This window comes from Cytobacillus spongiae, from assembly GCF_021390075.1.
In genome coordinates this window covers 1,993,838-2,008,175 of sequence record NZ_CP089997.1, presented here as the reverse complement: position 1 = coordinate 2,008,175, position 14,338 = coordinate 1,993,838, and the positions used below count along the sequence as shown (strand labels likewise).

The 14,338-nt window shown below is 38.9% G+C and carries 12 protein-coding genes; 1 reads left to right on the top strand and 11 read right to left on the bottom strand.

Annotation, left to right across the window (positions count from 1 at the left end; translation table 11 throughout):
- Positions 1-30: 30 nt before the first annotated feature.
- A complete protein-coding gene (locus LS684_RS10175; RefSeq protein ID WP_233811468.1) occupies positions 31-1,323 on the bottom strand; it encodes a methyl-accepting chemotaxis protein in 1,293 nt (430 codons plus the stop codon).
- 23 nt (positions 1,324-1,346) lie between these two features.
- Complete coding sequence (locus LS684_RS10170) at positions 1,347-2,087, bottom strand: EAL domain-containing protein (protein ID WP_233811467.1); 741 nt, start codon at positions 2,085-2,087, stop codon at positions 1,347-1,349.
- Between the two features lie 217 nt (positions 2,088-2,304).
- On the opposite strand from LS684_RS10170, the gene LS684_RS10165 reads away from it, so the two are divergent.
- Positions 2,305-2,961, top strand: coding sequence for a response regulator transcription factor (locus LS684_RS10165; RefSeq protein ID WP_233811466.1), 657 nt, complete (start codon positions 2,305-2,307; stop codon positions 2,959-2,961).
- Positions 2,962-3,837: 876 nt separating this feature from the next.
- Here LS684_RS10165 and LS684_RS10160 read toward each other — a convergent pair.
- From LS684_RS10160 to LS684_RS10120, 9 genes are all read right to left on the bottom strand, one after another.
- Complete coding sequence (locus LS684_RS10160; protein ID WP_233811465.1) at positions 3,838-4,614, bottom strand: IclR family transcriptional regulator; 777 nt, start codon at positions 4,612-4,614, stop codon at positions 3,838-3,840.
- Between the two features lie 132 nt (positions 4,615-4,746).
- Complete coding sequence (locus LS684_RS10155) at positions 4,747-6,939, bottom strand: malate synthase G (protein ID WP_233811464.1); 2,193 nt, start codon at positions 6,937-6,939, stop codon at positions 4,747-4,749.
- Positions 6,940-7,157: 218 nt separating this feature from the next.
- Positions 7,158-8,084, bottom strand: coding sequence for a dipeptidase (locus LS684_RS10150; protein ID WP_233811463.1), 927 nt, complete (start codon positions 8,082-8,084; stop codon positions 7,158-7,160).
- A gap of 14 nt (positions 8,085-8,098) precedes the next feature.
- Entirely contained in the window at positions 8,099-8,941 is an 843-nt protein-coding gene (gene dat, locus LS684_RS10145) for a D-amino-acid transaminase (RefSeq protein ID WP_233811462.1), read from the bottom strand.
- A 140-nt stretch (positions 8,942-9,081) separates the two neighbouring features.
- On the bottom strand, positions 9,082-9,606 hold the full coding sequence (locus tag LS684_RS10140; protein WP_233811461.1) for an RNA polymerase sigma factor: 525 nt from the start codon (positions 9,604-9,606) through the stop codon (positions 9,082-9,084).
- A gap of 21 nt (positions 9,607-9,627) precedes the next feature.
- The gene (locus LS684_RS10135) at positions 9,628-11,607 is read right to left on the bottom strand and encodes a DUF6449 domain-containing protein (RefSeq protein WP_233811460.1); all 1,980 of its coding nucleotides are present in this window, start codon (positions 11,605-11,607) and stop codon (positions 9,628-9,630) included.
- Positions 11,582-12,481 (bottom strand): ABC transporter ATP-binding protein, encoded by a 900-nt coding sequence (locus tag LS684_RS10130; protein ID WP_233811459.1) that lies wholly within the window; start codon positions 12,479-12,481, stop codon positions 11,582-11,584. The genes LS684_RS10135 and LS684_RS10130 overlap by 26 nt, the downstream gene beginning before the upstream one ends.
- Positions 12,465-12,863, bottom strand: a complete 399-nt coding sequence (locus tag LS684_RS10125; protein WP_233811458.1) for a GntR family transcriptional regulator — start codon at positions 12,861-12,863, stop codon at positions 12,465-12,467. Before LS684_RS10125 ends, LS684_RS10130 begins: the two co-directional genes overlap by 17 nt.
- 344 nt (positions 12,864-13,207) lie before the next feature.
- Entirely contained in the window at positions 13,208-13,987 is a 780-nt protein-coding gene (locus tag LS684_RS10120; RefSeq protein WP_233811457.1) for a TerC family protein, read from the bottom strand.
- Positions 13,988-14,338 lie beyond the last annotated feature (351 nt).

Sequence of the window (14,338 nt, the reverse complement as noted above, 5' to 3'; positions counted from 1 at the left end):
TCTTTTGGAGAAACAGCTTTTGAAATCCGATTACACCGATTCATGTGACCCAATTTTAAAGGTTGAAACGAGCTGGTCAAGTTCTTTCGAAAGGCTTTCTAATTGGGTAAAATGATTGAGTACTTCTTTTGTTGCCATGCTTTGTTGCTGGGCGGCTGCGGCAACTTCTTGAGAGCTTGCTTTTGACTGCTCAACGACGGACGCGGTATTGACAACTGACTGGACTACCTCTTCATTTCGCTTTGAGAGCTCTTCACTCGAACCAGAAATTTCTTCAATTTGAAGCTTAATTTGTGTTGCTTCATTTTTAATCGTATTCATCATTTTCTCTGTATCATTTACAGACAGAACCATTTCTTCCATTTCGTGCTCGCTTTTTTCCATTCGGCTAACGATTTGCTCTGTGCTCGATTGAACTTCACTAATTAGCGATTGAATATTTGCTGTTGCAGAGCTTGACTGTTCCGCTAGCTTTCTTACTTCATCGGCAACAACAGCAAAGCCTTTTCCATGTTCCCCGGCTCTTGCTGCTTCAATGGAAGCATTTAACGCAAGAAGATTCGTTTGTTCAGCTATTGAATTAATGATATTAATGATCGAGCCGATTTCATCCGACTTTACGCTTAGTAAACTCACACTATTAGATGTTTCTTGGACACTGCTTTTGACATTCTGTGCTTTTTCATAGGAATTTAACACATATTCGTAACCGGTTTGAATCGATTGCGATACATTTTGGACGGATGTCGATGCATTTTTAATATTACCTGAAATGGCCACATTTGAATCCTTAATTTCATTTGCGACATGTACAATCGATTGAACTTCATCCTCAATGCTCTCTGCACCAGAAGAGATTTGCTCAATACTTGCTGCAATCTGCTCCGTAGAACTTTGCGTTTCTTCTAAAATTGATTTCATCTCTTCATTCTTCCCGTTTAATTGATGACTAGATTGTTGAATCTCTTTAATCAGATTATTCAGCTTGTCAGCCATCAGATTAAACATATTTCCAAGCGTCTCGAATTCGTCCTTCGTCTTCATGTCAATTCGCTGGGAGAAATCATTATTCGTTAATGTTTCAGCGAATATCATAAGCTTTCGTAAAGGACGTTTTACAAAAAACAAGATAATGAAATAGGAAGCGATCGAACCGATTACAATAAAGATAAGCGAAGCACACACAAATAATAGAACACTATTATGAACATATGAACTGATGAAATTCATTGTTGCAGAACTAAGGGAGATTAAGATAAATAATAAGACGATGATAAAAAAAGTTAGCTTTACTTGTAAGTTTAAGCGTAATTTTCTCTTCATTATGTGACATCCTCTACGGTTATTTAATTTACAAAATCTTTTTGTGGTCTTGCTAGCAAATACCCTTGCCCATACATTACGCCAAGCTCCTTGGCTATCTGTAAGTCGTCATTTTCTTCAATTCCTTCTAAGATCAAGGTAATTTGATGCTGTTGGCAATAGCCGACAAGCTCTCGAACTAACATTTGATTCTTCAGAGTTGAAGATAGCTTTAAAGCCAAGCACTGATCTAATTTAATGATGTGTGGAATGATATTCTCCATCTTTTCGAGTGGCACGCCCCACTTCCCTATATCGTCCATTGCCACTTGAATGTTCATATTTTTAACGATGGTCAGATTACGAAGAAATTCTGGGGTATCTAAAATAGCCTCTTCTGTAATCGCTTCGTTTATTTCAAAGATGACTTGCTTCATGTTAGAAGGATAATGTTTCTTCAACTCGTGTAAGAACGCAGGAAACCTTGGATGAATGATAGTTGAAGGAAATATATTTAGAAAAAGGTATGTTCCGTCCAAGTATGAACGACTAAATTTTTCAAGTGCCATCTCTATGGAAATCGTATCCATATCATAGAGTTTATTTAGTTCATTCGCTTTATTAAAAAGAACTTCAGGATTCTGAATCTGTTTATGTCGTATGAACGCCTCAAACCCAATGATTTGATTATTGATTATGTTATAGATTGGTTGGAATACGTGTGTTAAACTCTCCTTTGCAAATAAATGTTTGACTACACCCATAGTTGTTTGATTTACTGCCATTTTTCACTCCCCAATTTCATTCATCACGTATTAATACTTCTAAAAAGGATTTAAATAGTATTAGAACTTTAAGACTACATTGGAAGTATAAACCATTAATGTAATTAAATCGACACTTTTCTACAACTTTTTTACTTATTTAGCATATTTAAACTCGCATTTACATGGATTAACAGATAAAATAGTACTATATTCATAGTGCAAAAGGAAAAACAATATGACAAAACTACTATCTTTAGAATATTTAATTGAGCTTTATTGTTACAAAAATCGGTATGCCTGCGTCGTAACTAACGAGAATGGCGAAATCATGATTAGAAATTGTAAGCATAATGAGCCAAGTAAAAGCATCGTTGAAAAGATGAACTTTCCACATTCACCAGAAGCATTAAAAGGCATCATCAATAATTTCCGTGGCGTTCAAAGGCCCATTATCATGAATGGGTACATCACGCTAAGGCCCAATTTTGTTTTTTCTCCCATTCCTAGTAAGCAACCACTGTATATATTTGTCGGTTTTTTTACCGATTCTTATAGTAAACAGATCATCACAGATTCGATTCAAAGCCCTTGGACCAGAGAACTGGATTTCTTAACTCATCCTTCAAAAGATGAACAAAAACAGATCGTGGAGGAACTCTCGAAGCTAGTCCTAGCTATTTCAGAGATGATTGATCAAGGTCAAAGAGAAAGGAATACAAAAAAGAAGCTCACAATTAAAGAAAAAGCAATTGTTGAGCTCGTCAACCAAGGACTTAGTAATGGGGAGATTGCTGCATCCCTTGGAGTGAGTGAAAATACAATTAAAAGCCATTTATATCGTATTTACAAGAAGCTGCAGATACATAATCGAAATGAACTTGAGCATGTATAGTAGATTGCATGAGAGCCATGAAGAAGGAATGTTCTTCATGGCTTTTTATCTATTCATTCGTTTACATACTGAATTCGCTGGTGAAAAGCTAGCAGCATTAAGAAAGGGGTGGTTTAATGTGCAGAAAGATTCGGAGATTTCCAATCTCTAAGTTGCCCTATACCAACTTGTGAGCGAACGCTCCTTTTTTGAGCGTTCGCTCGCGCATGGAGGAAATTCGCTCGTTATTTGTATTTTTCGCTCGCATTTGACTGAAATTCGCTCACTATCTACCTGATTTCGCTCATACATTCGATATTTTCGCTCATGATGGAGATTGGCGATGAGGGTGTAGCTTCGAAAGGGTACGTTTTTTCAGAAAAATGCATGGTTTTATAGAAAAAGAGAGTCGGAGATTTCCAATCTCTAAGTTGCCCTATACCAACTTGTGAGCGAACGCTCCTTTTTTGAGCGTTCGCTCGCGCATGGTGGAAATTCGCTCGTTATTTGTATTTTTCGCTCGCATTTGACTGAAATTCGCTCGCTATCTACCTGATTTCGCTCATACATTCGTTATTTTCGCTCATGATGGAGATTGGCGATGCGGGTGTAGCTTCGAAAGGGTACGTTTTTTCAGAAAAATGCATGGTTTTATAGAAAAAGAGAGTCAGAGATAGACAATCTCTGAGTTGCCCTATACCAACTTGTGAGCGAACGCTCCTTTTTTGAGCGTTCGCTTGCGAATGGTGGAAATTCGCTCGTTATTTGGATTTTTCGCTCGCATTTGACAGAAATTCGCTCACTATCTACCTGATTTCGCTCATACATTCGTTATTTTCGCTCATCATGGGGGGCAGTGTAGCTACAAATGTACGTTTTTTTAAAGTAATCTTGAATTCAACTCTGAATAGGTACAAATCCGAGTCTCTTCGAAATTTCATGACCGATTTCTAGCATTTTTCCTTGTAGCCCGCTTAACCGCTCGTCCGTCATCCTCCTGGTATGTCCTGAAATACTCATGGCAGCGACTACGTTCCCTAAGTGATCAAACAAAGGAACTGCCATGCATGTAATTCCTTGTTCATTTTCTTCGAGGTCGAGTGCAAAGCCTTTTTTCTTAATGGCTTCTAACTCCTTAAGCAATTGATCTTTATCAGTAATTGTATATTCAGTATGCACTGGCAGCCCTTTCCGATCGAGGATGTCGTGTACTACTGCTGTTGGGAGGTAGGCTAAGATCGCTTTTCCCACAGAAGTGCAGTGCATCGGGGCTCTTTTTCCAACTTTAGAGTGCATGCGAAGCGTTTCATTTCCCTCTAGCTTCTCAATATATACGACTTCACCTTGATCATATACAACAAGGTGTATGACTTCATTCGTTATTTTCTCAAGCTCTTGTAAAAAAGGCCTGGCTTCTGTACGAAGGTCAATGGATTCTAGCAATTTGGTGCTTACTGCTAAAAATTGATAGCCCAATTTATATCGATCTGTTGCTTCATCCTGTTCAATATAGCCGTATTGTGCAAGCGTCGTTAAGATTCGATACACAGAGCTTTTGTTAATATCCATTCTCTTTGAAATGTCAGTTACTCCAAGGCCGCCTCTATGCCCGCTTACGATTGCAATTATATCGAGTGCTCGGCTAACAGACTTGACCATATGTTCTCGTTCCAATTTTGCTCACCTCATGACATCCCATCAAAAACATGGTTTGTTGTTTTTCGTATATATATCGTTCGATTTCCTGCCGTTTTCCCCAAAAAGGAAATAAGGGCTAACGAATTGGGTTAGCCCTGACGCATGAAATTAAATGGACGAAAGATTCACCTGTTCCTTTTGTTTCGCTTTAGCTTCTAGTCTTCTACGATGTAAAATGGGCTCTGTGTATCCACTTGGTTGATCATACCCGCTAAACACAAGGTCGTATGCTGCTTGGAATGCAATCGATTCATCAAAATGTGGAGCCATTGGACGATAATTGTCGTCTTCATTATTTTGTAAATCTACGACATTCGCCATTCTCTTTAATGTTTCTTGTACTTGTTCTTTTGATACGATTCCATGATGCAGCCAGTTCGCCATATGCTGACTCGAAATTCGGAGTGTTGCCCTGTCCTCCATTAGCCCCACATTATTGATATCAGGCACTTTTGAACAACCCACACCTTGATCTACCCAACGAACAACGTATCCGAGAATTCCCTGGGCGTTATTATCGAGCTCCTGCTGAACTTCTTCTTCACTCCAGCTCGTTTCTTTTACAATTGGAATTTGCAATATATCATCCTGCCAATCCATTTGTCGGTTAAGCAGTTCGTTTTGCACAGCTTTGACTTCAATTTCATGATAATGCAAGGCATGGAGAGTGGCAGCTGTTGGCGAAGGAACCCAGGCTGTATTCGCACCGGCATTTAAATGACCGCCCTTTTGCTCCATCATATCTGCCATTCGATCAGGCATGGCCCACATTCCTTTTCCTATTTGAGCATGGCCTTGAAACCCTACAGATAATCCCACACTTACGTTAGAAGCTTCATAGGCTTGTAGCCATTTCGAAGACTTCATATCATTCTTTCGAATCATCGGCCCTGCTTCCATTGATGTATGCATTTCGTCACCTGTTCGATCAAGGAACCCTGTATTAATGAACACCACTCGATTCTTGACCTCGCGAATACATGCTTTTAAGTTAAGGGACGTACGGCGTTCTTCGTCCATGACACCAATTTTCAATGTATATCGGTCTAATCCTAATAAGTCCTCGACACGATTGAATAATTCATTTGCAAAAGCCACTTCTTTGGAACCATGCATCTTCGGTTTCACAATGTAAACGGATCCTTTTGAGGAGTTCTGGAATCGACCGTTTGCAAGAAGGGAATGCTTTGCTAACAAGCTCGTCATAACCGTATCCATAATCCCTTCTGGAATTTGATCTCCTGTTTGATCGAGAATCGCATTTGTTGTCATAAGGTGACCTACATTTCGCACAAACATTAACGAGCGACCTTTTAACGTAAGCTCTTCTCCATTTTTGGATGTATAGACCCGATCTGGATTCATCTTACGAGTAATGGTCTGCTCCCCTTTTCGGAAGGTCGCTTCTAGTTCGCCTGTCATTAGCCCTTTCCAGTTGCGGTAGACAACGACTTTGTCTTCCGCATCAACAGCTGCTACAGAGTCTTCACAATCCATAATTGTTGTAAGGGCAGACTCTACATAGACATCCTTTACGCCTGCTGCATCCGATTTTCCAATTGGATGTGTTCGGTCGATTTGAATTTCGAAGTGGAGACCATTATTTTTAAATAATAGGGCAGAAGGCTCTGCCTGCTCTCCTTGATAGCCGACCAATTTATCATTGTCAGCTAATGAAGTCATTTCACCAGATGGTAACTGAACGAAAAGCTGCTCCCCTTTCACTTCATATCTTTCCGCTTGTTTGTGTGACCCGGTTTGCAATGGGACGATTCGATCGAGAAAGCCTTTCGCATATGCTATTACTTTAGCTCCTCTAACAGGATTGTATCCACGGCCTTTGGTTGCTCCGTCTTCTTCACTAATCACATCTGTTCCGTATAATGCATCATATAAGCTTCCCCAGCGAGCGTTAGCAGCGTTAAGGGCATACCGTGCGTTATCTACAGGAACAACCAACTGCGGGCCAGCCACCTCTGCAATCTCTTCATCTACATTTTCTGTTGTCACTTGAAAATCTTCAGCTGCCGGTTCTAAATAGCCAATTTCTGTCAAGAAAGCTTTGTATTGCTTAAAATAAATTTCCTTATTTTGTTTATGCCATGTATTTATTTCCGCCTGCAGCGCTTCTCTTTGGTTTAATAGCTCTTTATTTTTTGGAGATAAATCGTGAATGAGCGAATCTAACCCTTCCCAAAAGGAACCTACGTCTACTTCACTCTTAGGAAGTGCTTCGGTTTGAAGAAAATCATAGAGAACCTCTGCTACTTGCAAGCGACCTATTTTCACGTACTTTGTCAAAATCAACTACCTCCCTAAATTCAATCGGCGTATGTTGTTGCGTAATAACAAACACCGTTTCTTTTTATCTGCTAAAAAAATCATACCATGAATCTTTTTGATTTTTCAATCTATTTTGTATAATTTTTCTAGGTTTCTTGAATTCTATGTGAACGGGATGAAAAAGGGGAATGATAAAAAAAGCTAGAGATTTAGGATTTAAACCTCTAGCAGCGTTTTTATTTTGGAAGATGATTGATAAAATTTTGGTAGGCAAACCCTCTTACTTCATGCTCTTTATAATATTTGAGCAATTCATTGATAAGATTTTGGGTTTTTCCCGCGTGTTCTAACCCAGTTATATAAGAAGCGATTCCATCGAAATCAGAACCTAACCCAATATGATGTACGCCACCAAGTGCGCAGAGATGATCAATGTGTCTTACGAGATCACTGATGGTTACTTGATCTTTATCCGATACAAAAAATGGGTAATAAACCACATGAATCATTGATTCTTTTGAAAACATAGCCTTTGCTTGCTCATCTGTTAAGTTCCGCGGATGATCGCAAAGCGCTTTTGCGTTGGAGTGACTTGCAATGGGGTAGTTCGCAAGATCCATGACATCCCAAAATGCCCGTTCACTTAAATGAGACACATCCGTTAAGATTTTGCGTTCGTTATTAAATTGTACGATTTCTTTTCCAAAAAGAGTAAGACCTCCGCCACGAGGCTCACCTGCACCGTCTGCAGCAAGATTGGCATGGTTCCATGTCAGCCCAATGGACATGACGCCTAATTCAGCTAACATCCGTAGCTTCATGAAATCATTTCCGATGGCTTCTACACCTTCAAGGGTTAGCATCGCGCCAATTTCCCCTTCTTCAAGTGTGTAGAAATCTCCCCAATTTTTTATGTGCTTCATCTCGGGATTTTTTCCTAGAACTTCATGATAAAAATAATCTACCTGCTGGAGGGCTGCTTGAAATTGTTGATCGGCGCTTATCTCTGGTTCAATAAAGATGGCAAAGCATTGAACCATCACTTGCCCTTCTTTCAACCGTGCTATATTTGCGTCGATTTCATTGCTAGTTGCAAAGCTTCGGGTTCCTTTTCCTTCCCAAAGCTTTAACAATGCATCACAATGGAGATCAATTATCTTCAATCCCTTCCCCTCACTTACTTTTGGTTTTCGATGGTACGACAAAACTCTTCATAAAGGGTAGTGGTTATTTCTCCAGGTATTCCATTTCCTACTGCACATTTGTTGATCTTCACTACCGGTAATATTTCGGCCGTTGTACTCGTCACAAATACCTCATCAGCTTCCATTAGTTCCTCTTGGGACACATGTTGTTCAATAAATGATATCTCTAATTTTTCTGCTATTTGTTTGACAGCCATACGTGTAATTCCCGGTAAGATTTGCTTAGAAAGTGGCGTTGTATAGACTTTTCCATCTTTTACAACGTACACATTTGAGCTCGTTCCCTCTGTCACAAATCCCTCTTTTAATAATATGGCTTCAAAGCAGCCTTGATCTTCTGCTTCTTGTTTCGCTAGGATATTTGGCAGTAGGTTTAACGACTTGATATAGCAATTAGCCCAGCGCTCGTCGTCACGTGTGATCGCAAATACACCCTTTGCTCGCTCGTCTTTATCAATCGTCTTTGCTGGGCGAACCGTCATCGTAATGGATACGGGTACATTAGGAAACAAATGATTTCGCGTTGCAATTCCCCGCGTGATTTGAATATAGACATTACAATCTGAAATGCCGGCTTTCTGAACGGCTTCCATAATGAGCTTTCTAAAGCTATCCAGGTCATCGGTAATCGGTAGCTTTATCGCATATGAACTGTTTATTAATCTCTCTATATGTTCATCTAGCATAAAAGGCTGACCAGCATAAAATCGAATCACCTCATATACGCCATCACCAAATTGATGCCCACGTTCATCAATTGGAATCACCGTTTCATCTAATGAAATATATTTCCCATTTATATAACCAATACTCATATCGCAGCCTCCTATACTTTCGATAATAATCATTGCCTCTATACTAAAATATATGAAAATTGAAAATTAATCCATCCATATTTTTTCGATTCAAATTAAAAACCCATTACCAAAGACTGTCCTTTGATAATGGGTTATGATTATGCCAATGTTTTTTCCAGCAGTAAGCCTTTGAGGCGTTTTCTTGCTCGATAAAACACGGTTTTGACCGTTGCAGGGTTTAGTTGAAGGGTTTCAGCAATTTCTTTCTCCTTCATGCCTTTTGCCGCTTTTAGGATAAAAATGTTTTTTTGATTCGGAGTAAAGTCATTGACCATTTCCTGTACTTCCTCCATTAAGAAGCTTAGTACCACTTCTTCTTCAACATGATCCTTGGCTTGAAACTCACGATTCATCAGCAACGTGCCTTCGAGTGAGATTTCATTTTTCTTTTTCTCTTTTCGAATGAAATCGATGGCTGTTCTTGTTGTAATGGAACATAACCAGGGCCCAATCTTCTCTTGATCATGAATCGTATCTATTTTTCGAAAGGCTTTGATTAATGATTCTTGAACAACGTCCTCTGCTAAATGGTGGTCACGGGTTACCCCATATGCTACATGAAAAAGACGTTTGTGATAAAGCGTACATATTTCTTCCATCAACCGCTCATCTGCATGTTCCACGGTCATTCCTCCCCTAACATCCTACTTAAAGAAATTCATGATTTCCTCAGGGGCGTTAGAATAGTCGATACTTCGAATATATGGTGTATCCTGTCCCTTTAAATAGACAGCTAACACAAAATGACCATACGGATCTGATACCGATTCATCTAAAGCTTGAATTACCTTTGCAGGATCTGTTATTTTCAACGTCTCCGTTGATTCTTGTATTTCTTCCAACACATTTTTTCCGTATCTAGTAAGATCGTGTATTTGTTCTTCGCTCAATTCATCTTGGTTGACAACAACGGCATAATCTATCTCATCCTCGACGATTTTCACATCATCTAATAGACCTTTCTTCTCCAGCCATTGTTCAAATTTTTGATAAGATGAAGGGAGACTTAAAAATTTGTTGTTATGACCACCATTCATCACGAATTGAATTTCAGAGCGCATTCCTCGATGATTATTCGTTTCTTCATAAGTTTCTTCGTATACTTCCTCTTTTAGAATCGCTAACGCTTCCTTCACGTCCTCTTTCTCAGAAATGATTACTCTACTATCAACCGGTCCTTCTGGAATAATCATCATGTAGTTTATTTCTTCAGCCTTTACATGAAGGATGGAATGATTCGCTTCTTTAAATTCTTTTGATTCAGAGATGACCTTATAATAGGACGTGTAATGATCTTCGTTAATGCCATATTCTCTGACAAGTTTCTTTCCATTTTTCAATTCGTATAAGAAGAATGCCGTCTCGTTCACTTTGTTTTGCTGACTTAGTTCTTGCTTTTTATTTAAGACAATTTCCTGGTGCAGATCCCGTACGAATTGAAGGTTTTCCTTTTCTTCTAAGGAAAATGGTTTATCTCCCTCAGGGTTTGTATACATGTAGGGGCTTTTACTTAAGTGCACCTTCTCTATTTCGGAAAGCTCTGGTACCTTTTCTTCAAATCCAAGCACATCCATTTGAAGAGCAACAATGACGACAACTAACCCCAATGCATAATAGAAAAAGCTCTTTACGTTAGAAAATACTCGCCATGTTTTTTGCAGGACCATTTCTGCTGCCAAAAAGCCGATAATTGAACCTATTGCATATCCGAAAAACAGCCACCCATTTGTGCGACCTTGCGTCTCTCCGAAATACATTCCAAATAGAAAGGATGTACAGCCAATTACTCCGAATTTGAAAATTGGCTTTAAAATAGGAAAAACCAATGCTTGTGAAACAGCTTCCACTTTTCTATTTTTATATATAATGAGTGATAATACATAGAACACAATAGCTATGGCTACGTAAAGGACAATAAGCTTAACAGGTAGTTTCATCCAGCTTAATCTCTCTGTGAGGACTAGCGGTGAATAGTATTCAATATTGCTGTTCATATAATAGTTTCCAGAAAAACCGAATAAAAGGTACTGTAAATTGTACGTAAACAGCATATACAGGCCAACTGGGAGTAACAAAAAGATATAGGTAAGTACTCCATGTACGATGGAAATCCCTGTAATCATACCAATTAGAACGGCTCCCAAATAGATCACCGTGTTCAGTAAAATGGTCGTGCCTGCCCAGTAATAGATATCAGCTACTGAAAAAGTACCCCATTTGTCCAAATTCCACATCAAATGCTGAATATGAACGATCATGGCAATGAACAAGACCGGTACAATTAAATAAATTAAGCCAGTTAAGGTGAATTGATGAAAAATCGCCTCTCTTTTAATAGGCAGACTATGCATTAAATCTGAGCTTTGCTTAAGTTGCATAAACCGGAACAAAAAGAGTGCAACTACTACAGGTGCTGCTAAAATCGTTAAAAATTGGATATCAAAGTTATAATTGTATAAAAATTCGACTGGCCAAAAATCTTCCCTTTCACTTGTTGAAATGGAAAAAAGATGAAGTGGCAGGGCAAAAATTAATACGATGAAATAAACAATCGAAACCCATCCCGCACTTCGATTCATTTGCTTCATTAATTCTTTATTAAACGAGAATACTGTGGATCGCATATCCCGCATCCCCCATTTCATAGATAAAAATTTCTTCGAGTGTCAGTGGCAGGACATCCAAAATAACTGGATGAAATTGTTCGATTTGGCGAATGACATCTGCCTCATTTCCTTTGACGATACAAAGGAGAATACTTCCTCGCCGTTCTTGGTGTACCACCTGTAGTCCAGAAAACACAGCATTGGGTATATCCCCTTTAAATGCGAGCTGGATTTTATGGATATCTGACTTCAAATAATCAAGCTCTTCTTCTAATATCATTCTTCCGTTATGAAGAATTCCGACCACATTACAAATATCCTCGACTTCTCTTAGGTTGTGAGACGAAATTAGTACCGTCATTTCTCTGTCTGCCACATCTTCAATTAGTAAACTTTTCATATTTTTCCGAACAACCGGATCAAGTCCATCCATTGGCTCATCGAGGATAAGAATTTCAGGCATGGTCGATAATGCTAAGATAAATGCCGCCTGCCTTTGAACTCCTTTTGAAAATTTATGGAGCTTTTTATTCCCTTCAATAGCAAAGGCCTCTACAAGCTTCCGAAAACGTTCCTCATTCCAATTGGTATAGATGCCTTGATAGAACTTCCCCATTTGGATAATCGAATATTGGGGCAAGAAGTAGGGGTAATCTGGAATAAAGAAGATTTTTTCTTTTACCGCAGGATTCTCGTATACCGATTGTTCATCAATCAACACATCCCCTTGGTCCTGTTTAAATATCCCCGCAAGTAGCTTCAGTAGGGTTGTTTTTCCGGCTCCGTTTGACCCGAGTAATCCATAAATAGATCCCTTTTCAATCGAAAGATCAACCTGCTCGATTGCTTGAAAATTCTCGAATCGTTTTTGGATATTATGTAAGCGAATCATTCTCATTCCCCCCTCTTACAGTTGTTTCCGCTTCTTTTATCAATTGAATAATTTCGTCGGCACTAATTCCAAGATATAAAGCCTCTGATAGTATTTTTAGCAACTCATTTTTCATTTTCATGATTTTCTCCGTGTTTTGTTTTGGGCTCGTTGGGCTAACAAAACTTCCCCTTCCTTTAACAGAGTAGATATATCCTTGGTTTTCTAGCTCTCTATATGCTTTTTGAATCGTATTGGGATTAACTGTAATCTGCTGGGCTAATGACCGCACAGAAGGTAGTTGTTCATCCTGTTTAAGAACTTCAGAGATAATGAGTTCTTTTAATTTATCGACTAATTGCTCATAGATCGGCTTTCGACTTCTTACATCTAATTCGAACATATTCAACCTCCCATCTGTATGCAGTGTACTATTATTCATAATACAGTTAGTACAGTTAGATTATATTACATGCATTTCCATTTGTGAAGCTTTTTTTTCTGTTCTCGTATTTAAATTTGTTGTTGAAACATTGGCAGTTTTCCGCTTACGGATACTCGCTTGCCGAGAGTCGTGCACTGAGCATCCCTGGCTTCTCCTGTTGGATTTCACCTGTCCCATTTCACCAGCACGAGTCTACGCATCCTTCCGTTCAGTTACCTATTTTTCTAAGAAGATCTTTACTTCATTTCCCAATAAATGCAAAAACCACCTATCTAATGAAGATAGGTGGCTAATCTCTTTCGTTATGCAGTTTTTGATACTTCGTTCTCATCCTTTTTTTCCTTTGAGAGAAACCAGCCGGCAAGTGCAATTCCGACAAGGACAATATAGAATGATAACTTCCAAGCTGAAGATTTAGCGAATGCTTCTGGTAATACGGATAATGCCGGGTGAGATAGTGTATATACTGCAAGCTTTACCCCTACCCATCCTACGATAGCAAATGCTGTAATCTCTAATCCTGGTCGCTTATTTAATAATTGTACAAAGAAGTTTGCTGCAAATCGCATGATGATTAAACCAATTAACCCACCTGCGAAAATGACGAGGAATTTCCCTCCATCAAGTCCCCCAATAGTTGGAAGGCCTGTATCAGGAAGGGCAACTGCTAATGCTACAGCAGCTAAGATCGAATCAACCGCAAAAGCCATATCTGCTAGCTCTACCTTCAATACCGTACCCCAAAACCCACTTTGCTTTTTCACTTTCGTGTCAGTCGCTTCTTCTGCCTTTTTCTTTACTAGTTTTCTCGCTATGTGATTAATGGCAATAAACAATAGATAAAGTGCACCCAGTGCTTGAACTTGCCATACATCCACTAAGAACGAAATCGCAAACAAGGAACCGAATCGTAATATAAACGCTCCCGCTAAGCCGTAGAATAAAGCCCGCTTTCTTTCTTCCTCAGGTAAGTGCTTGACCATAATCGCTAATACAAGTGCATTGTCAGCAGCTAGCAGCCCCTCTAATGCAATTAAAACCAATAATACCCAGCCATACTCTAATAATAAGGATAATTCCATTTGTAAGCCTCCCATTTCTTAATTATTGACAACAAAAAAACCTCTACCGCTACTGGTAAAGGTTTCTTGAAATAAATACAAAAAGGCCCTTACCAATATAAGTAAAGGTCTTGCTAACAACGAATAAGTTGCCAACAAAGCCGAGAGACTTGTCTCCGTAATGACGACTTTGCTGTAAAAGCTACTCCCCTTTGGAGAAGTATTCTGTTATGTTATTAGCTTATTAGATATTTTTGGATATGTCAATATAAAGCGATTGAAAAACTAGAGATTTACAATATCTTAATATTTCACCTAAAAGAGTACTATAATGAAATGCTCTTCAATTTTTTCAATGTATCTAGTATAATA

What these genes read in the sequence shown, in the direction of transcription:
- dat (WP_233811462.1), bottom strand. Translation starts at nt 8,941, where the DNA reads ATGAGTATTGGTTATATAAATGGGAAATATATTTCATTAGATGAAACG.
- LS684_RS10125 (WP_233811458.1), bottom strand. Translation starts at nt 12,863, where the DNA reads ATGTTCGAATTAGATGTAAGAAGTCGAAAGCCGATCTATGAGCAATTA.
- LS684_RS10135 (WP_233811460.1), bottom strand. Translation starts at nt 11,607, where the DNA reads ATGCGATCCACAGTATTCTCGTTTAATAAAGAATTAATGAAGCAAATG.
- LS684_RS10170 (WP_233811467.1), bottom strand. Translation starts at nt 2,087, where the DNA reads ATGGCAGTAAATCAAACAACTATGGGTGTAGTCAAACATTTATTTGCA.
- LS684_RS10165 (WP_233811466.1), top strand. Translation starts at nt 2,305, where the DNA reads ATGACAAAACTACTATCTTTAGAATATTTAATTGAGCTTTATTGTTAC.
- LS684_RS10130 (WP_233811459.1), bottom strand. Translation starts at nt 12,481, where the DNA reads ATGATTCGCTTACATAATATCCAAAAACGATTCGAGAATTTTCAAGCA.
- LS684_RS10120 (WP_233811457.1), bottom strand. Translation starts at nt 13,987, where the DNA reads ATGGAATTATCCTTATTATTAGAGTATGGCTGGGTATTATTGGTTTTA.
- LS684_RS10175 (WP_233811468.1), bottom strand. Translation starts at nt 1,323, where the DNA reads ATGAAGAGAAAATTACGCTTAAACTTACAAGTAAAGCTAACTTTTTTT.